Annotated in this window: 17 protein-coding genes and 1 tRNA gene; 5 read left to right on the forward strand and 13 right to left on the reverse strand. The window is 68.8% G+C overall.

Translation table 11 applies throughout. The annotated features are described in order from the left end of the window. Nucleotides 1-28: 28 nt before the first annotated feature. From VGE03_RS02230 to VGE03_RS02240, 3 genes are all read right to left on the reverse strand, one after another. Nucleotides 29-490, reverse strand: a complete 462-nt coding sequence (locus VGE03_RS02230) for a low affinity iron permease family protein (RefSeq protein WP_331044839.1) — start codon at nt 488-490, stop codon at nt 29-31. A 221-nt stretch (nt 491-711) separates the two neighbouring features. Further along, a complete protein-coding gene (locus tag VGE03_RS02235) occupies nt 712-2,121 on the reverse strand; it encodes an amidase (protein WP_331044883.1) in 1,410 nt (469 codons plus the stop codon). A gap of 352 nt (nt 2,122-2,473) precedes the next feature. Then, nucleotides 2,474-4,747, reverse strand: coding sequence for a S9 family peptidase (locus VGE03_RS02240; protein WP_331044840.1), 2,274 nt, complete (start codon nt 4,745-4,747; stop codon nt 2,474-2,476). 296 nt (nt 4,748-5,043) lie between these two features. Between VGE03_RS02240 and VGE03_RS02245 the strand changes: the two genes are divergently transcribed. Further along, on the forward strand, nt 5,044-5,856 hold the full coding sequence (locus tag VGE03_RS02245; protein WP_331044841.1) for a ferredoxin--NADP reductase: 813 nt from the start codon (nt 5,044-5,046) through the stop codon (nt 5,854-5,856). After that, on the forward strand, nt 5,828-6,184 hold the full coding sequence (locus VGE03_RS02250; protein ID WP_331044842.1) for a chorismate mutase: 357 nt from the start codon (nt 5,828-5,830) through the stop codon (nt 6,182-6,184). The genes VGE03_RS02245 and VGE03_RS02250 overlap by 29 nt, the downstream gene beginning before the upstream one ends. A gap of 58 nt (nt 6,185-6,242) precedes the next feature. Here the strand turns inward: VGE03_RS02250 and VGE03_RS02255 are convergent, their stop codons facing one another. Together VGE03_RS02255 and VGE03_RS02260 are read right to left on the reverse strand one after the other, a co-directional pair. Next, the gene (locus tag VGE03_RS02255; protein ID WP_331044843.1) at nt 6,243-6,596 is read right to left on the reverse strand and encodes an Hpt domain-containing protein; all 354 of its coding nucleotides are present in this window, start codon (nt 6,594-6,596) and stop codon (nt 6,243-6,245) included. After that, a complete protein-coding gene (locus VGE03_RS02260) occupies nt 6,596-8,092 on the reverse strand; it encodes an amino acid permease (protein ID WP_331044844.1) in 1,497 nt (498 codons plus the stop codon). Before VGE03_RS02260 ends, VGE03_RS02255 begins: the two co-directional genes overlap by 1 nt. A 176-nt stretch (nt 8,093-8,268) precedes the next feature. Here VGE03_RS02260 and VGE03_RS02265 point away from each other — a divergent pair. The 3 genes from VGE03_RS02265 to VGE03_RS02275 all read left to right on the forward strand — a co-directional run bounded on the left by VGE03_RS02265 (nt 8,269) and on the right by VGE03_RS02275 (nt 12,452). After that, a tRNA-Lys gene (locus VGE03_RS02265) sits at nt 8,269-8,344 on the forward strand. Between the two features lie 68 nt (nt 8,345-8,412). Beyond that, nucleotides 8,413-10,749 (forward strand): GH92 family glycosyl hydrolase, encoded by a 2,337-nt coding sequence (locus VGE03_RS02270; RefSeq protein ID WP_331044845.1) that lies wholly within the window; start codon nt 8,413-8,415, stop codon nt 10,747-10,749. Between the two features lie 101 nt (nt 10,750-10,850). Then, nucleotides 10,851-12,452 (forward strand): sensor histidine kinase, encoded by a 1,602-nt coding sequence (locus tag VGE03_RS02275; protein ID WP_331044846.1) that lies wholly within the window; start codon nt 10,851-10,853, stop codon nt 12,450-12,452. 1 nt (nt 12,453) lies between these two features. Here VGE03_RS02275 and VGE03_RS02280 read toward each other — a convergent pair whose 3' ends face one another. The 8 genes from VGE03_RS02280 to VGE03_RS02315 all read right to left on the reverse strand — a co-directional run bounded on the left by VGE03_RS02280 (nt 12,454) and on the right by VGE03_RS02315 (nt 19,244). Next, nucleotides 12,454-12,825 carry a hypothetical protein gene (locus tag VGE03_RS02280; protein ID WP_331044847.1) on the reverse strand — a complete coding sequence of 124 codons (372 nt, stop codon included), beginning with the start codon at nt 12,823-12,825 and terminating at the stop codon, nt 12,454-12,456. Further along, complete coding sequence (locus VGE03_RS02285; RefSeq protein WP_331044848.1) at nt 12,822-14,219, reverse strand: glycoside hydrolase family 47 protein; 1,398 nt, start codon at nt 14,217-14,219, stop codon at nt 12,822-12,824. The genes VGE03_RS02280 and VGE03_RS02285 overlap by 4 nt, the downstream gene beginning before the upstream one ends. Nucleotides 14,220-14,256: 37 nt before the next feature. Next, nucleotides 14,257-14,709, reverse strand: a complete 453-nt coding sequence (locus VGE03_RS02290) for a thioesterase family protein (protein WP_331044849.1) — start codon at nt 14,707-14,709, stop codon at nt 14,257-14,259. 63 nt (nt 14,710-14,772) lie between these two features. Further along, nucleotides 14,773-15,534 (reverse strand): peptidase, encoded by a 762-nt coding sequence (locus VGE03_RS02295; RefSeq protein ID WP_331044850.1) that lies wholly within the window; start codon nt 15,532-15,534, stop codon nt 14,773-14,775. Between the two features lie 73 nt (nt 15,535-15,607). Beyond that, nucleotides 15,608-16,432 (reverse strand): transglutaminase family protein, encoded by an 825-nt coding sequence (locus VGE03_RS02300; RefSeq protein ID WP_331044851.1) that lies wholly within the window; start codon nt 16,430-16,432, stop codon nt 15,608-15,610. Nucleotides 16,433-16,435: 3 nt separating this feature from the next. Further along, nucleotides 16,436-17,368, reverse strand: coding sequence for an alpha-E domain-containing protein (locus VGE03_RS02305; RefSeq protein ID WP_331044852.1), 933 nt, complete (start codon nt 17,366-17,368; stop codon nt 16,436-16,438). Further along, complete coding sequence (locus tag VGE03_RS02310; RefSeq protein WP_331044853.1) at nt 17,368-18,780, reverse strand: circularly permuted type 2 ATP-grasp protein; 1,413 nt, start codon at nt 18,778-18,780, stop codon at nt 17,368-17,370. The genes VGE03_RS02305 and VGE03_RS02310 overlap by 1 nt, the downstream gene beginning before the upstream one ends. Nucleotides 18,781-18,878: 98 nt before the next feature. Further along, the gene (locus VGE03_RS02315) at nt 18,879-19,244 is read right to left on the reverse strand and encodes a hypothetical protein (RefSeq protein WP_331044854.1); all 366 of its coding nucleotides are present in this window, start codon (nt 19,242-19,244) and stop codon (nt 18,879-18,881) included. Nucleotides 19,245-19,370 lie beyond the last annotated feature (126 nt).

Consider the following 19,370-nt stretch of genomic DNA (forward strand, 5'->3'; position numbering starts at 1 on the left):
TGAATGCGCTCGCCTGTCGCGCGAAAGGTCAGCGGCGGCGGGCGCGCGGCTTCGCCGCCGGAGGCTGTTCCGCCTCCACATCCTCGATCCGGCGCCCGGGCCGCCCCTTGATCGGCCCGGCGGGCTTGCCGCGATGCACGGCCAGCCCCCGCGCCTCGACCTCGGCCAGGATGGCCTCCAGCTCCTTGTCGGTCAGGTGTTCGATGCCGATGAAGCGGGCGTCGGCCTTTTTCACCGCATAGACCAGCTCGTCCAGCTTGGCCTGCATCGCCGCCCCGTCGCGGTTCTGGGTGTTCTGGATCAGGAACACCATCAGGAAGGTGATGATGGTCGTGCCGGTGTTGATCACCAGCTGCCAGGTCTCGCTGAAGCGGAACACCGGACCGGACAGCGCCCAGGCCAGCACGATCCCGCAGCAGGCGATAAAGGTCCACGGCTTGCCCGCGACCTTGGCCGTCAGGGTGGCGAAGCGGATGAACAGCTTTTCCATGACGGCTGAACCTCGCAGAACGGTGAAGGTTGCGTCTCCTCCCCGGTCGCGTTGCGACTGGGGAGGGGGACCGCCCGGGCATCGCCCGGGTGGTGGAGGGGGCGGCGCTGACGGGGAAGGATTGGCGCCCGGCTTTCAGCCGCCCGCGCCGCCCCCTCCGTCTCGTCGCGTATCCGCGCCGAGCCACCTTCCCATCGCGGACCGCGACGGGGAGGAGACGACTACCGCTCCTCCGGCGCCCGCCTCGCCCGCGTCAGCTGCTCGAACGCATAGCCCAGCGACAGGACCTTCGCGTCCTCCCACTTCCCGGCGATGAAGCTCATCCCCACCGGCATGCCGCGGTCAAAGCCCATCGGCACCGTCAGGTGCGGATAGCCCGCCACCGCCGCCAGCCGGCTGGCCGAGCCCTGGGCGTTGTCGTCATCCTCGCGGTCATTGGTCCAGGCGCGCGAGGTCGTCGGCGCGATCAGGGCGACGACGGCGTTGTCCGCCATCATCCGGTCGATCCCCTCCGGCCCGGCGGCGCGCAGCGAACTGGCCCGGGCGTTGATGTAGACCGGATCCTCCAGCCCCGTCGTCGCCTCGGCACGCAGGAACAGCTCCTGCCCGAACAGCACCGTCTCGCGCGGCTCGGCGTCGTTGAAGGCGATCACCTCCGCCAGCGTCCGGGTCTTCACCTGCGCCGGGTCGGTCGAGGCCAGATAGGCGTTCACATCCACCTTCAGCTCGGTCATCAGCACCTGCAGCTCCCAGGCGCCGATGTTGCGGAAGTCGGCGGGCGGCTCGGTGATGTCCACGATCACCGCTCCGGCGGCGCGCATCGCCTCCAGCGACCGCTCGAACTCGGCCCGCGTCTCCTCCGAATAGGACGGCAGCAGGAACCGCATCACCCCGATCCGGGCGCCGTTCAGCGACGTGGAGTCCAGCGCCGCGCGATAATCGACCTTGCGCGCGTCCGCCTCGGCCGTCGCCGGATCTAGCGGATCGCTGCCCGCGATGACCGACAGCACGATGGCCGCGTCCTCGACCGTGGTCGTGATCGGCCCGGCCGTGTCCTGCGAATGGCTGATCGGCACGATATAGGTCCGGCTGACCAGCCCCACGGTCGGCTTGAAGCCCACCACCCCGTTCACCGAGGCCGGGCAGGTGATCGACCCGTCCGTCTCCGTCCCGATGGCCGCCGGAGCCAGCCCTATGGCCACCGCCACGGCGCTGCCCGAAGACGACCCGCACGGTGTCCGCGCCGGATCATAGGGGTTCAGCGTCTGCCCTCCGACCGCGCTCCAGCCACTGATCGAGTTCGACGAGCGGATGTTGGCCCACTCCGACAGATTGGTCTTGCCGAGGATCACAGCCCCCGCCTCGCGCAACCGTGTCACCAGCGGCGCATCCCGCCCGGGCGCATTCTCCGCCAGCGCCAGCGAACCGGCTGTGGTCGGCATGTCGGCGGTCTCGATATTGTCTTTCAGCAGGATGGGAACGCCGCGAAGCGGTCCGGTCGGAATTCGCCCACCGGTCGGTGGAGCTGAAACCCTGAGAAGGCTGTTGAGCCGAACCGGCGGCTCATCGACATCCGCGCCCGCAGGCCAGACAACATCGGGCTGCCCCGGGAACACCCACGCATCGTCCATGACGCAGATCCGGGGATGCTCCCTACCGTCAACGAGGCCAGCCACCGTCGGGGGAGAACCCGGTCCGAAATCACAGATGCCGTCCGCCCCGACAAACACCATGTCGGTCAGGTCCGTCGGCGCCTCCTGCGCCTGCGCCGCCCCCGCCGCCAGCATCACCAGCGCGGCGGCGACTCCCGCCAAAGCCCTCCCCTCGAGGGGGAGGGTTGGGAGGGGTGGAGGCAGGCTGCGTCCGGAGGGACTGCCAAAGGCTCCGTCCAACCCAAGGCCGAGCCTCTCGCGCAATAGTCTGAACCGCACTGCCATCACCCCATCCCCCGACCCCTTCCCCCTCGAGGGGAAGGGGAGATCATCAATGCGACCGCGTCCCGATGGTCCGGTCCAGGAAGTCCAGATACGTCCGCCACTGCTGCAGCTGACGCTCATTGCCCCGCACCCCGTGACGCTGGCCCGGATACAGCATCAGCTCGAACGGCTGGCTGTTCTGCTGCAGGGCGTTGATCACCCGCGTCGAGTTTTCCAGGATCACATTGTCATCGGCCATGCCGTGCATCAGCAGCAGCCGTCCGGTCAGGTTGGGCAGGCGCGGAATGACGTCCGAGGCGGCATAGCCTTCGACGTTCGCTTCCGGCGTCGACATGTAGCGCTCGGTGTAGGCGGTATCGTACAGGCCCCACTCCGTCGGCGGCGCGCCCGCCAGCGCTCCGGCCAGGCCCATGCGCGGCTCCGTCGCCGCCATCAGGGTCATGAAGCCCCCGTAGGACCAGCCCATCATGGCGATGCGATCATCGTCCACAAAAGGCAAGGTTCTCAGATAGTCAGCGGCCAGAACCTGATCCTCGATCTCAGGTTGGCCCATGCGCAGATACAGGGCTTGCTTGAACGCCGCCGAGCGGTCGCCCTCGCCGCGATTGTCCAGGCGGAAGACGATGTATCCGGCCTCGGTCAACAGTTGATTGGTCGAGCCCTGCCAGGCGCGCTTGACCCCGCCGCCCGACGGTCCGCCGTACACCTGCATCACCACCGGATAGGTTTTGGTCGGGTCGAAACCGGGCGGCGTCGTCATCTGCCACACCAGGGTCTCGCCATGGCTCTCCAGCGTGCCGAAGGTCACATTCCCCCGCCGTCCGGCGAACGGATAGTAGGGGTGGCCGGGCTCCAGGCGGTTCTCCTCGATCCAGCGGATGCGGGTCCCGTCGGCGCGGTACAGGGCCGACTGCGACGGCGTGTCCAGATCGCTGTAGGTGCCGACGAAGGCGGTGCCCGTCCGGTTCATCGAGGCGCCCCACCAGCCGCCGGCCGGGGTGATCGCCACCGGCGTCATGGTCCGGCGCAGGGACGCGCGGAACAGCTGCTGCTCGATCGGCAGTTCCTGTCCGTCGCGCATCGAGGCGGTGAAGAAGACGTCGCCCGTGCTCGGGTTGATCCCGGCCAGACCCTTCACCGGATATTGGCCCTGGGTGATCGCCCGGATGCGGCGGCCGTCACGGTTGAACAGGTACAGGTGCTTCCAGCCGGTCTCTTCCGACGACCAGATGAAGTTGCCGTTGTCCAGCGCGCGGAAGTCGTGGCTCAGCGGCACCCAGGCGTCCGAACGCTGGGTCACGATCACCCGCGACGCGCCCGTGGCCGGATCGACGCTCAGCAGGTCCAGCGTCTTCTGGTCTCGCGACAGGCGCTGGACGTACAGGATGCTGCCGTCCGACGACCAGTTCACCCGCGCCAGATAGATGTCGGTGTTCGAACCCAGATCGACCTTCACCCGCTGGCCGGTCTCGCGGTCGTGCACATACAGCTCGACCACCGCGTTCGGACGGCCCGCGCGCGGATAGCGCTGCTCCACCGTCGTCGCCCCGGTCCCGGTGATGTCCAGACGCGGGATGATGTCGACGGTGCTCTCGTCGGTGTGCTGCAGGGCGATGTAACGCTCGGTCGGGCTCCACCAGTAGCCGGTGTCGCGGTCCAGCTCTTCCTGCGCGATGAACTCGGCCGTGGCCCAGGTCTTCAGGCCGTCGCCGTCGCTGGTGATCGCCGTCTCGGTATTGGTCGACAGGTCATAGACGACCAGGTCCTGGTCCCGGACCCACGAGACGAAATTGCCGCGCGGCGACACCTTGGCGTCGATCTCGTCGGCCTCGGTCTCGGTCAGGCGGCGCACCGAGCCGTCGGCCCGGGTCGCCAGGAAGATGTCGCCCTCCAGCGGCGCGAGGATGTAGCGGCCCTGCTCGTCCCACGAATATTCGACCACGCCGCGCGCGCTGATGCGCATCCGCTCGCGGCGGGCCTTCTCGGCCTCCGACAGCTCGCCCGCGTCCGGGACCAGCGCCCGCGCGTCGATCAGCTTGAACGGCTCGCCCTCGCCGGTCGGCGCGGCCCACAGGTCCTGCACGTCCACGTCGTCCTCGCGCGAGCGCAGGAAGGCCACCAGTTCCCCGTCCGGCGACAGGCTGACGCCCTTGGCCACCGGCCCGGCCAGCGACGGGTTCGCGAACACCCGCTCGGGCGTCAGGATCGCGCTCTCGGCGGGGGCGGCGGCGGGCGCCGGGGCGGCCTGCTGCGCCATCGCGGCGGTGAACGGCGACAGCGTCGCCACAAGCAGGGTGGAAGCCAGCAGGATATTACGCATGAACGCCCGACGATGGATTTTTGAACCGGAGCCGGACGCTAGAGACCGAACTCACTCCAGTCCAGCACCCCTCTCCCGTCGGGAGAGGGAAGTTCGTAGGCTACGTCCAAATTTGCCGCATCGGCGTGTCACACTGCCTCCCGGTCTTTCCCATCGTCCACCGCCCCCGACGCCGCCTGCGCCCGGCCATGTTCAAGTTTGGGTCTTCTCGTTTCGCTCAAAACCCGAACTCAAAAATTTTTCCGCGACACCCCATCCCTTCCCCCCCGCCCCGGCGCGCCCTAATAAGCGCGGCAATGACTGACGCCGTCGCCCCTCCCCCCGCCAAGGCCTCGCCCTTCCACGAGCTTGAGGTCCTGACCGTCCATCACTGGACCGACCAGCTGTTCAGCTTCCGCATCCGCCGCCCGGAGGATTTCCGCTTCCGATCCGGCGAGTTCGTGATGATCGGCCTGCCCGGCGAAGACGGCGGCAAGCCCGTCCTGCGCGCCTACTCCATCGCCTCCCCGCACTGGGACGAGGAGCTGGAGTTCTTCTCCATCAAGGTGCCCGACGGCCCCCTGACCTCGCGCCTGCAGAAGATCCAGCCGGGCGACACCGTCCTGATGGGCAAGAAGCCGACCGGCACACTGGTCCTCGACGCCCTGACCGGCGGCGAGCGCCTCTGGCTGATCGGCACCGGCACCGGACTGGCCCCCTGGCTCTCGGTCGCCCGCGACCCGGACACCTACAGCCGCTTCGGCCAGGTCATCGTCTGCCACACCGTCCGCAACGTGGCCGACCTGGCCTACCGCGACTTCTTCACCCACGGCATCCACGAGGACCCGCTGGTCGGCGACGAGGCGAAGGCCCAGCTGGTCTACTACCCAACCGTCACCCGCGAGAAGTTCGAGACCCCGGGTCGGATCACCGACCGCATCAAGTCCGGCGACGTCTTCGCCGACCTGCAACTGCCCATCGGCTTCTCGCCCAACACCGACCGCGTCATGCTGTGCGGCTCGATGGCCATGATCAAGGAAACCGGCGAACTGCTGGAGACCTATGGCCTCAAGGAGGGCTCGAACGCCGAGCCCGGCGACTATGTTCTGGAGCGCGCCTTTGTCGGCTGAGTCCCCCGTGATCGTCCCCATCGACGCCCGCGTCGCCCCGGAAGACTGCCTGACCATGGCCGAGGTCCGCCACGGCGTGGACGCGCTGGACCGCGCCCTCGTGACCCTGCTGGCCGAGCGTCAGCGCTACATGCACGCCGCCGCGCGCATCAAGCCCAGCCGCGACGTCGTCCATGACGACGCCCGCATCGAGGATGTGGTGACCAAGGTGCTCGCCGCCGCCGCCCCCGCGGGCCTCTCGGCCGACATCGCCGAGCCGGTCTGGCGCACCCTCATCGACCGCTGCATCGCCCACGAGTTCAGCGTCTGGGACAAGACCCGGGCCTGACGTTCCTCCCCCACCGGGGGAGCGGGACCGCGAAGCGGTGGAGGGGCGCCTGCGGAGGCTACCCCTTCAAGCTCCTCAGCATGATCTCATGCCGGTAGGCCGCCACATCGGCCAGGGCGATCTCCAGCTGATCCCTGACCCGGTCCAGCAGCGGCGGCGCCTCGCCCTTGTCCGCCTGCTCCGCCGTCTGGCAGGCCTGCGCCAGGGCATCCGCCCCGATCCCCGCCGCCGCGCCGCGGATGGTGTGCACCGCGTCGCGCCAGCCCTCTTCCCGGACATCCAGCAGCGGCGACCACATCGCCGCCTGCTGGCCGAACAGGCCCAGGACCTCGTCGGTGATCGCGTCCTCGCCGCCGGTCATCCGCTCCAGAACGGAGAAGTCGACCGCCCCCGACAGGTCCCGGCGCGCCATCAGCCCGCCTGCTCCTCGCCCTTGGCCAGCCGCGAGTTCCGCGACGACCAGAGGAGGTAGATCGCCAGACCGATAGCGTTCCAGATCAGGAACGCGACCTGCGTCGAGGTCCGCAGGCTGAAGAAGAAGATGATGCAGCCGACGATGGTGACGCCGCCCACCAGCCACCACAGGGGGGCCTTGAACACGCGGGGCCGGTTCGGGTCACGGACGCGCAGCACGATCAGGCTGACACCCACCGCAAGGAAGGCCGCCAGCGTCCCGGCATTGGCCAGCGACGCCAGTTCGCCCAGCGTCATGATCCCGCCCAGCGCCGCCACGACGATGGCGGTGAAGACGGTCACGACCACCGGAATGCCCCGGCTCGAGACCTTGGCCAGGCGGCGCGGCAGCAGGCCGTCGCGCGCCATGCCCAGGAAGATGCGGCTCTGCCCGAACAGGAAGGCCAACAGCACGGTCGGCAGGGCGATGACCGCCACCGCCGCCATCGCCTGTGCGAAGAAGGGCTGCCCCAGCTGGCGCAGGATCAGCGACAGCGGCTCGCGGCTGGTGGCGAAGGCCTCGGTCGGGCTGGCGCCCACCGCTGCGGCGGCGACCAGCAGATACAGGGCCGTGCAGACGACCATCGAACCGATGATGCCGATAGACAGGTCGCGCTTCGGATTCTTGGTCTCCTCCGCCGCCGTCGAGATGGCGTCGAAACCGTAGAAGGCGAAGAAGATGATCGCCGCGGCGGCCATGACGCCGGCCTGCACCGGCGCCTGCCCCGTCAGCTGCTCCTGGAACGGGAAGGACGGCGCTCCGAAGCCCTGGGGCATGAAGGGCGTGAAGTGATCGGGATTGAACGCCGGCAGGGCGATCGCGACGAAAACCACCAGCGCCAGAATCTTGATCACCACCAGTACGGCGTTCAGCAGCGCGCTTTCGCGGGTGCCCAGCAGAAGCAGGCCGGTCACCACCGCGATGATGAAGACGGCCGGGAGGTTGATCAGTCCCTGCTCGGGCGTCCAGCCCTGGAAGGCCGCGACGATCCCGTTCTCGAACGACAGATGGACGCCCTTGGTCAGATAGACGGGCAGGTCCAGTCCCAACCCGGCCAGGAAGGCGTCGGCATAGCCCGACCAGCCGACAGCCACCGCCGAAACGACCAGCGAGTACTCCAGGATCAGGCTCCAGCCGACCACCCAGGCGATCGCCTCGCCCAGCACGGCGTAGGAGTAGGTATAGGCGCTGCCCGCGGCGGGCATCATGGTCGACAGTTCGGCATAGGCCAGGGCCGCACAGGCGCAGACCACGCCCGCCAGAACGAAGCTGATCATGACCGCCGGCCCGGCCAGCCCCGCGCCTTCGCCGATCAGGGTCAGGATGCCGGTGCCGACAATGGCGCCGACGCCCAGCGCCATCAGGTGCGGCCAGCCCAGCGTCTTCTTCAGCGCCGGTCCGTCGTGCGGCGCCAGCATCGCGTCGATCGAGCGACGGCGGTTCCAGAAGGCCATGATCTGCGTTTCCCCTCGCCGCTTCCCGCGGCTGATTCCGCCCCGACCCTAGCTCCTCCTGCGACAAACCGAAACGGACACGAAAAAGCCGCTTGCGTTCCGATCGGCGAGCCTCTATCTCCCGCCCCTCGCCGACGCCGGTCCCGACCGACCGTCAGCGTGAAGACGATGAGTCCGGGTGATTAGCTCAGTTGGTAGAGCAGCTGACTCTTAATCAGCGGGTCCACAGTTCGAACCTGTGATCACCCACCATCGTCCTTCTTTCCCTCCACCGCCAACCTGCCTAGGGTCGCCCCGCTTACTGGCGGAGGGATTCTCATATGCGGCATCTCGGAATGGCGGCGGTGTTCGCCACCCTCACCCTTTCGGGCTGCGCCACGGCGCAGGAGGCGCCCCCTGCTCCGCCTTCGCCCTATGATGCGGTCGATCCCTTCATCGGCACCTCGGGCAAGGGGCATACCTTCCCCGGCGCCGTCGCGCCCTTCGGCATGGTCCAGCTCAGCCCGGACACCGACTTCCGCCCGTTCCGCCAGTCCTATGACTGGGCGGCCGGCTATCGCTACGACGACCCGACCATCCTCGGCTTCTCCCATACCCATTTCTCGGGCACCGGCCATTCGGACCTCGGCGACGTCCTGATCACCCCGATCTCGGGCGAGGTGCGCTGGGATCCGGGCGATCCGGCCCAGCCGGGCTCGGGCTACCGCTCACGCTACAACAAGGCCTCGGAAGTCGCGGAGCCCGGCTATTACGCCGTCAGCCTGACCGACTCCGGCGTGCGCGCCGAACTGACCGCGGGCGTCCGCGTCGGCCTGCACCGGTACAGCTTCCCGCGCTCGGCCCCCGCCCGCATCCTGCTGGACTTCCGCCCGTCCATCTATGACTACCCGGGCAAGGTGCTGTGGTCGCGCATCCGGGTGCACCCCGACGGCACCGTCACCGGCTTCCGCGAGACCCGCGGCTGGGCCCCCGGCCGCCAGCTCTATTTCGCCATGCGCTTCTCCAAGCCCCTGGTCGGCTACCAGCTGCAGGACCGGGACACCGAGGCGCCGTACCGCGGCTTCCGTCAGCCGGGCCGCACCATGGACGACCGCGCCCAGGTGCAGGGCCGCCAGCTTGAGGCCGCGTTCGACTTCGGCTCCATCACCGGCCCGCTGCTGGTCCAGGTCGCCGTCTCCTCGGTCGACGAGGAGGGGGCCATCCGCAATCTGGAGTCCGAGGGCGGGACCTTCGACTTCGACGGCGTCCGGGCCCAGAGCCGCGCCGCCTGGTCCGACGCCCTCGGCGCCGTGGACATCACCGCGCCGGAAGAGATGCGGACCAGCCTGTACACCGCCCTGTACCACTCGCTGATCGCCCCGTCGGTGCACGGCGATGCGGACGGCCGCTGGCGGGGGCCGGACAACGCCGTCCACCAGTCGGACTTCACCGTCCACTCGACCTTCAGCCTGTGGGACACCTTCCGCGCCCAGCATCCGCTGCTGACGCTGGTCCAGCCGGACAGCCGCAACGCCGACATGGTCAACTCCCTGCTGGCCGCCCAGCAGGTCAGCCCCTACGGCATCCTGCCGGTCTGGTCGTTCGCGGGTCAGGAGACCTGGACGATGATCGGCTATCACGCCGTGCCGGTCATCGCCGACGCCTACCTGAAGGGCATCGACGGCATCGACGGCGAGGCCGCGCTCGAGGCCATGGTCGCCAGCGCCACCTACCGCCCCTACGGCGGTCTGGGCGACTATATGGATCTGGGCTGGGCCCCGATCGACCGCGAGCCCGAGGCCGCCTCCAAGACCGTCGAGTACGCCTATGACGACTGGACCATCGCCCGCATGGCCCAGCGTCTGGGCCGCGCCGACGTCCAGGCTCAGTTCGACCGCCGGGCAGGCAACTGGCGCAACACCTTCGATGCGGAGACCGGCTTCGTCCGCGCCCGTCTGGCCGACGGGACCTTCCGCACGCCCTTCGATCCGACCGCGATCAACTACGGCTCCGACTACACCGAGGGCAACGCCTGGCAGTATTCGTGGTTCGTGCCCCAGGACATGGCCGGCCTGATCACCGCCATGGGCGGCGACGAGGCCACCGTCGCCAAGCTCGACGCCATGTTCGACTATGACAACACCGGGCTGGACTACTCCCACGCCGAGGACATCGCCGGCCTGATCGGCCAGTACATCCACGGCAACGAGCCCAGCCACCACTCGGCCTACGCCTATGTCTTCGCCGGCGCGCCCTGGCGCACCCAGGCCCGGCTGAAGCAGATCATGGACACCCAGTACCACTCGGGTCCGGCCGGTCTGGCGGGCAATGACGACGTCGGCCAGATGTCGGCCTGGCTGATGTTCACGGCCCTGGGCTTCTACCCGGTCACCCCGGCCTCGGGTCAGTACGTCATCGGCCGCCCGTTCGTGGAGCGGGCGGTGCTGAACCTGCCCAACGGCAATCGCTTCACCATCTCCACCGAGGGGCTGGCGGACGAGAACCTCTACGTCCAGTCGGTCACCCTGAACGGCCGTCCGCTGAACCGCACCTGGATCGGCCACGACGAGATCCAGGCCGGGGGCGAGCTGCACTTCGTCATGGGCCCGCAGCCGAACCTGATCTGGGGCACGACTGCGGCCGAGCGCCCCTATGCGATGAGCGGTTACGGACGGTGATCGCCGCCGCCCGACGCGGCTAACGCCCCGTTCACTCTCCGGCCGTAAAGCGCCGGAGAGGGCCGCGCGTTACTGCGGTCCGGTGTGTGTGGAGTAATCGCGTGGCTGACCGTCGGACGTGGACGACCTTCCGGGTCGCGGTCATCCTCGTCGCCCTCGCCTGCGTCGGCATGCTGGCGGTGCTGGCCGTGGTCGGGACCTCGATCGACAACCACCAGCGCCGCAAGGAGCAGCAGCTGGTCGAGCTGCGCGTCGCCGGCGCCCTGAACGGCGTCACCACCGACCTCACCGCCGCCACCATCTGGGACGAGGCCGTCGTGCGGCTGGTCGCCCGCGACGCCGACTGGTTCGACAACCACCTCGGCGCCTTCTACGCGATCCAGAGCGGCCATTCGGCCACCGTGGCCTATGACGACCAGGGCCGTCTGATCCGCGTCAGCCTGGCGGGCAAGGCGGCCGGCGCCGATCCGGCCAACCCCTTCGCCCGCGCCGCCGCCACCCTGGTCACGGATGTCCGCAACCGGGCCGCCGTCCGGGACCGCTCGGCCGTCGACATGAAGGCCGTGCGCCTGCGCAGCGGCGTCGTCGGCGTCGGCGGCAAGACCTGGCTCGCCGCCGCCTCCACGGTCGTACGCCACACCGCCGACGGCCCGGTCCCCGCCTCCGATCCGGTCGTCGCCTCGTTCAAGCCGTTCGAGACCGTGGTCGCCCCGCTCGGGACCGAGCTCGGCCTCAAGGACGCCGCCTACCGCCCGGGCGCCGACCGCCCGGCGCTGGACAACCGACAGACCGGCATCGCCGTGCGCGACATCGAGGGCCATGTGCTGGGCTGGATCGTCTGGACGCCAGAGGCGCCCGGCGCCCGCATCCTGCGCGACGCCGCCCCCATCCTGCTGATCCTGACCCTCGCCACCCTGCTGGCCGCCAGCCTTCTGTTCCGCCGCGTGGCCGACACCGTGCGCCGCCTGACCGAGAGCGAACAGGCCCTCGCCGCCGCCCTGCACAAGGCCGAGGCGGGCAGCGCCGCCAAGTCCCGCTTCCTGTCCAACATCAGCCACGAGCTCCGCACCCCGCTGAACGGGGTGCTGGGCATCGCCCAGGTCATCGAGGACGACCTGCTGACGCCGCAACAGCGCGACCGCATGGCCCTGCTCAAGGAGGCGGGAAAGGCGCAGTTGCGGCTGATCGAGAACCTGCTGGTCGCCATGCGGCTGCAGAACGAGGCCGTGGTCCTGAACCCTCGCCCCTTCTCGCCCGACCAGCTGCTGCGCCAGATGGCGGCGGACTATCGCGGCGGCGCGACGGCGAAGGGGCTCAAGCTCAGGGTCGAGACCAGGGCCCCCACCCGCCGCCTCGGCGACGAGGGCCAGATCGCGCGGCTGGTCGAGCCGATCCTCGACAACGCCGTCCGCTTCACCCCCGAGGGCGCGGTCACCCTGCGCACGCGCGAGACCAACAACGCCCTGATCTTCGAGATCGCCGACACCGGCCCCGGCGTCCCGCCCGAGGTCGTCGCCGACCTGTTCACCGCCTTCACCCAGGCCGACGAAAGCTCCACCCGCTCCACCGACGGCGCCGGTCTGGGTCTGGCCATCAGCCACGGCCTGACCACCGTCATGGGCGGCCGCATCGAGGTGGAGAGCACCACCGGCGGCAGCCTGTTCCGGGTCACCCTGCCGCTGCCGTCGGCGGGGACAGACTAGGTCAGGTCCGGAAGGCGCAGGCCACAGGTTCGAACTGGCGAAGCACCAGAAGGCCGTCCTCTCCCCGTCCTGCGATCCAGACGCTGAACGTGTCGCACTGACCGTCTTCCCGCGCCCGCTGGTAGAGCCTCATCTCGCCACTGTCAGCGACTAGACGCCAGTTCGCCGTCAGAAGCGTCTCATAGTAGGCGCTGACCCGCGCAAGCGGTAGGTAGACACAATGGGGATATCGCGCCGGCGGGGCGTCGCAGGTCGCATCGATCGTCGCGCCCTCGAAGGTCGGCAGGTCCAGCGTCCATGGGACCTGCACTGCTTCCCGCCCCTGTTGCATCGTGAGCGCGACGGCGGCGAGCGTCGCCAGAAGCAGGCTCACTTCACAAACCCCCGCAGCACGCACGCCTCGGTGCTCAGCTGCAGCCGGTTCAGGTCGATCCGCCGCGGCTCAGCGAACATGATGAAGTAGTACTTCATCTGCTCGGACCACCAGTAGCCGGGGCAGTTGTCGCCCTGCTCCATCGGGCGGGTCGTGATGTCCTTCAGGGAGGTGTAGCCGTAGGCCGCCTTCGAGGTGGCCTTCATGTTGCGATAGTGGATCGCCGTCAGGGCGCGATAGCGGTCGTCGCGGTCGCCCAGCCACAGGTTCAGGTAGGCGTCGGCGAACTCGGGGCGCAGGCCGGTGCCCTTGCCGCGCGGGGTGCGGGTCCGCACGTCCGTCGATTCCGGGATGATGACGTACTGTTCCTGCATCTCGGTGTAGGTGGCCAGGAAGTCGTCGCCGGCGGCCTTCAGCCCCACCTGACCCAGCAGCCCGGCCAGATAGCCGCCCAGCACCGTCTGCGAGTATGCGGTCGTCTCGGCGGTCTCATAATCCACCATCGGGAACCACAGGCGGCCGTCGAAGCGCTTGCCCTGATGGGCGACCATCGCGCCCATGCACTCCTCGGCCCAGCGCTTCATGTCCGTGTCGCCGAACAGCTCCCAGCTGTCCCAGAGGTATTCGTAGAAGCTGTCCGCATAGACGTCGATCGAGGCGTTGCGGCTGGTGAACAGCCCCGTCTCGGCGTGGATGTTGGCGGCCATCAGCCCCTTCCCGGAGCGCATATCCAGCGCGTGCTTCATCGCCCGCTTGGCCGCCGCATAGTAGCGGTCGTCGCCGGTCAGCTGGCCCAGCACCCCGAACTCGGTCGCATAGGTGCCGATCTCGGCCAGATTGGTCTCCGGGTCGCGCACCGCCCCGGTCTTCAGGTTCACATAGCGGTACGGCAGGCCGTGCGGCGAGGCGTCGAAGGCCTTCATCAGCCGGTCGGCCAGATCCTTCGTCTTCTCCAGCAGCACCGGATCGCCGCACGCCAGGTAGGCCGAGATCAGACCGCCGACCAGGCGGATGTTGGTCTCGAACACCTGCGAGAAGGCGTCCACGTCGAACGACAGGCTGGACTTCACCCAGTCCACGCCCGCCTGGAACTCCTCGTCCAGCTCCATGATCCAGAGGGTGTCCAGCGCCTCGACCAGCGACAGGCCCAGGTCGTGGCCCTCGATGAAGAAGGACCGCGCCGTGCCCGAGACGGGATTGATCTCGTCCTTGCCCCAGGCCTTGGCGACATAGTGGTCCCAGGCCCATTTGAACTCGGCCTTCACATCGGCGCCCAGCGCCGCCCAATCCTCCGACTGCGCCGCCGCCCGCGCGGGCAACCCCGTCAGTCCGAGCGCGGCGAGGCCGCCTGAAAGAGCGAGGGCGTGGCGGCGAGTCAGTCGGTGCTGGGTCATTCCGCACCCTATCGCGCGACGCGCCGCCTGCAACGGTTCAACGAACCCTGCTGTCCATCGCCTCGCAGGCGGCGACGAAGGCGTCCGGCACAGGGATCGGCGCCCGGCTGCCGTCCGGATTCACGCAGACATAGGTCAGCCCGACGTCGGCCAGCAGTTCGTCCCCCCGGAACACCGCGACACGCGGCTGGAAGGAGGTGCGTCCGAACCGCTCGATCCGCGCCCCGATCCGCAGCTCATCGTCGAAATAGGCCGATGACCGAAAATCGAGTTTGGCCCCGACCGCGAACATGTCGATGCCCAGTTCGGCCAGTCCGGTCGGTCCCGGCAGGCCGACGGCGCGCATGTAGCCGGTCATCGCGACGTCGGCGTACATCAGATAGTTCGGATTGAAGACCACGCCCTGCATGTCCATCTCGGCCCAGCGCACGCGCAGGGGCTCGAAGAAGGCGAAGTCGGCGGGCGTCGAGGGGATGTCGAAGGCGGGCATGAAGCGAAGCTAGGCCGCTCGCTCCATCACCCGCAAGGCGCCGCCACGTCAGCGGCGATGAGCTCAGCCGAAAGCCGCCGCCCCCTGCCCGTTCATCCACGGCGGCTCGGGCATGGCCGCCCGCGCCTGCGCCTGCGCCCGGGTCCAGCGGTCGTGCAGGTCGGTGAAATAGGGATCGTCCGCCTCGATCCGCCGCACGTCGCCGCTGATCATGTCGCGGCGCAGGGTCAGCATGTCGAACGGCGCCCCCACCCCGACATTGCAGCGCATGGTCGTCGAGAAGGAGATCAGCCCCAGCTTCACCGCCTCGGCCAGAGGCGTGCTGCCGCGGAGCCCGCTGACCAGAATGGGCTTGCCGTACTTGGCCTCGCCGATCTGCAGGAAGGGCGTGTCCGGCCCGCACTCGATGAAATTGCCCTGGCTGTAGATCAGGAACAGCTGCATCGGCCCGCCGGCGATCTGGCCGCCCAGCAGCATCGAGGCCGAGGTGTTCAGGCTGTCCGCCTCCAGCGCCGGGGCGATCGACTGGCGCACGCTGCGCAGGGCGTGGCCCAGAAGCTGGGCGCAGCGGAACAGGCTGGTCGCCGTCTCCAGCGTCTCGGGCGGCTCGCCCACGTTCAGGTGGACGCCCTCGCGCACCATGGCCAGCGCCGTCTGGGTCACCGACAGATTGCCCGCCGTGGCGACGGCCAGCACCCGCTCGCCCGGCTGATCGACGACGTGCAGCTTGCGATAGGAGGAGATGTTGTCGACGCCCGCGTTGGTCCGGGTGTCGGCGATCATCGCCAACCCTTCATCGACCAGCAGGCCCACGCAGTAGGTCATTGGACGCGTCGTATCCCGCGAACGTCAGAATCCGGCGAACCGTAACAGATTCCCGCGACGTTCCACCCCGCGCTCACGCCTGTTGCTGGCCCTGTTGCATGTCCGCATCACGGACCACCAGCTTGACCGCCAGCGTCTCGCCGCTGCCGCCGTAGCTGGCGCCCCGCACCGGCGCCGCGCCCAGATAGTCCAGCCCGGTGGCGATCCGCACATAGCGCTCGGTCGGACAGATGCCGTTGGCGGGGTCGAAGCCGACCCATCCCAGCCCTTCGATCCAGGCCTCGGCCCAGGCGTGGGCGGCCTCCTGGTCGGCCCGGTCCCGTCGCGCCAGATGGCCCGAGACGTAACGCGCGGGCACGCCCATGTGACGGGCGCAGGCGATGAAGACGTGGGCGTGGTCCTGACAGACGCCCCGACCGAGGGCCAGAACCTCGCTGGCGCTGTGCGTCGGCGTGGTCACCCCGACCTCGAACGCCACCGACCCGTGGATCGCCGCCATCAGCCGGTGCATCCGCTCCAGCGGCGGATGGGCCGAGAATTCCGAGGCGAAGACCGAGATCAGCTTGTCCCGTTTCGTCAGTTCTGTGTCGCGCAGGAAGACCAGCGGCGACAATCGCTCCTGATCCGGCGGCACCACCCCGGCGGTGTCGCTGGTCGTGACCTCCCCGGTCACCCGGATGGTCAGGCTGCGCGTCGGCTGCTCGGTGTAGAGCGCGTGCACGATGTTGCCGAACGCGTCCTCCGATCGGCGCAGGCGGGCGTCGACGTCGGTCTCCACCTGCCAGTTGCTGACGATCTGGGCGTCGCTCGAGCGCGGCGTCAGACGCAGGGTCTGGATGATGAACCGCGCCGCCCGGTCATAGGCGTAGGTGGTCGCATGATCGATCCGGATACGCATGGATCAGCTCAGATACTGCTCGGTGACGGACTGCCCCAGCCGGATGTTCTCGGCCAGGAAGCCCTGGATGTATTCGTGCAGGCCTGCCTGGAAGATGGTCTCGATCTTCGAGGACTCCAGCGCCCGCATCCGCTCGGCCGCGATCCGCTGCGCCGGGCCGCGCCGGCCATAGTCGCTGGCCAGCTTCTCCAGATAGCGCACGATCGAGGCCTGACAGCTGGCCAGCGAGCGCGGCATCTGCCGGTTCAGCACCAGCAGGTCGGCCACCAGCCAGGGCTTCACACTGTCCCGGTAGACCCAGCGATAGGCCGTCAGGGCCGAGACCTCGCGCAGCAGGGTCGTCCACTGGAAGTAATCCAGTTGCCCGCCCACCCGTTCGCCCTCGGGCAGCAGCAGGTGGTATTTCACGTCCAGCAGGCGGGCGGTGTTGTCGGCCCGCTCGATCGCCGCGCCCAGCCGCAGGAAATAGTAGGCGTCGTTGCGCAGCATGGTCCGCGACGCCGCCCCCTCGACCGACAGGGTGACCGTCTTCACCCACTCCAGGAAGTGGCCGAAGTCGTCACGCCGGGTCGGCTGCCCCTGCTCGGCCAGCCCGTTCCAGGCGCCGTTGATCGCCTCCCACAGCTCGACCGTCAGGGCCGTCCGCACCGAGCGGGCATTGGTCCGCGCCCGGGTGATGCAGGACGCGATGGACGAGGCGTTGTCCGACGAGAAGGCCAGATACTCGCGCACCGACTTCTCGGTCGGCGCCCGGCCCAGCGCCTTGGGCGCCCCGGCCGAGGCGAGCGCGCTGGCCCAGACCGTCTCGGCGTCGCCGTCCCCGCGCGTGGGAATGGCGGCCAGCCGGATGGTGGCTTCCAGAATGCGGGCGAGGAAATCCGCCCGCTCGATATAGCGGCCCGTCCAGTACAGGCTGTCTGCGGTACGGCTCAGCATCAGACGTCCAGCACCCAGGTGTCCTTGGTTCCGCCGCCCTGGCTGGAGTTCACCACCAGAGAGCCCGGCTTCAGCGCCACCCGCGTCAGTCCGCCGGGCGCCACCTTCACCCCGTCGGGGCTGGACAGCACGAAGGGCCGCAGGTCGACGTGGCGGCCGTGCAGCTCGCCCTTGTCCAGCGTCGGCGCGGTCGACAGCTGCAGCGTCGGCTGGGCGATGAAGTCGTCGGGGTCGTTGATCAGCTTCTTGCGGAAGCTCTCGATCTCCGCCTTGGTCGAGGCCGGGCCGACCAGCATGCCGTAGCCGCCCGAGCCCCCAACCTCCTTGACCACCAGGTCCCCCAGGTTGGCCAGCACATGCTTCAGCGCGTCCGGCTCCCGACATCGCCAGGTCGGCACATTGTTCAGGATCGGCTCCTCGCCGGTGAAGAAGCGGATGATCTCCGGCATGTAGGTGTAGACCGCCTTGTCGTCGGCGACCCCGGTGCCCACGGCGTTGGCCAGCGTGACCGTCCCCGCCTCATAGGCCGCCATCAGCCCCGGCACGCCAAGCGCCGAGTCCGGGCGGAAGGTCAGGGGATCCAGGAAGGCGTCGTCGATCCGGCGGTAGATGACGTCCACCTGCTGCCGGCCCTGCGTCGTCCGCATATAGACCTTGCCGTCATCGACGAAGAGATCGCGCCCCTCGACCAGCTCCACCCCCAGCTTGTCCGCCAGGAAGCTGTGTTCGTAATAGGCCGAGTTGAACGGGCCGGGCGTCAGCACCACGATCGTCGGATCGCTCCCCGCCCCCTCCGGCGCGCTGGCCCGCAGCGAGGCCAGCAGCATGTCCGTATAGGTCTCGACCGGGCGTACCGGATAGTCGGCGAACAGGTCCGGGAAGAGCCGCATCATCATCTCGCGGTTCTCCAGCATGTAGGAGACCCCCGACGGCGTGCGGCAGTTGTCCTCCAGCACGTAGAAGCCGTCCTCGCCGGTCCGCACCAGATCGACGCCCGCGATCTGCACCCAGATGTCGCGCGGCGGGCGGCGACCCTGCATCTCGGGCGCGTACTGCGGATTGGTCAGGATCAGCTCGGCCGGGACGACGCCCGCCTTCAGGCATTCCTGCTTTCCGTAGACGTCCGACAGGAAGGCGTTGATGGCCGAGACGCGCTGGATCAGCCCCTTCTCCAGCCCCGCCCATTCGGACGCGCCGATGATCCGCGGCACCACGTCGAACGGGATCAGCCGTTCGGCCGACTCCGCATCGCCATAGACCGCGAAGGTGATGCCCATGCGGCGGAAGAACAGTTCGGCCTGCCGCGAGCGGGCCTGCAACAGCCCTTCGGGGGCCTCCGCCAGCCATCGCGCCAGACCGCGATAGCTGTCGCGGATTCCTCCGCCGTCACCGGACATCTCGTCAAAGGCCATGCCGTCCCCACCGCAAGCGTTTCGCAGCGTGACCCGACAGACGACGCTCGCGCAACAACAATGTTGCGGTGCGGCAAAGGTTCAACCGATGGCGGCGCTTATCCGCCGACGCTCCAGTTGACGCCGCCGCCCGGAACGATCTGCATCCGCCGCCGCGCGTCCCCGTAGCCGACGATCCCGGCCGACGCGTCCCAGCAGCCCGCGGAAACCGTGAAGTCGTAGCTTCCGCCCCGCGGGATCGCCATGCCCGACGGCAGGCGGTTCAGCCCGTAGGTCGAGGCGTTGCAGTCCGAGATCAGCACCACATTGATCGCGCCGGAGCTGACGTTGGTCACCCGGATGGTGCCCGTCGGCTCGCCCGGCCGGATCAGGTCGCCGCCGGTGATCAGCGAGGCGCAACCGCCCGTGGCGGTCAAGGTGGCGATCAGGGCGCCGACGGCGGCGATGCGAAGCATGGTCTTCATGATGGTCCCTCCAAGTCCCGCCACCTGAAAACCATCGTTATCCGTGCGTCGGTAGTGACAGGTCCTGACGGCCACGCCTGCGCCGTTCACTGAACAGTCGTCACTTCACCGACTCCCCAGCTTCAC

This window comes from Brevundimonas sp., from assembly GCF_036400995.1.
Taxonomy (GTDB): Bacteria; Pseudomonadota; Alphaproteobacteria; order Caulobacterales; family Caulobacteraceae; genus Brevundimonas.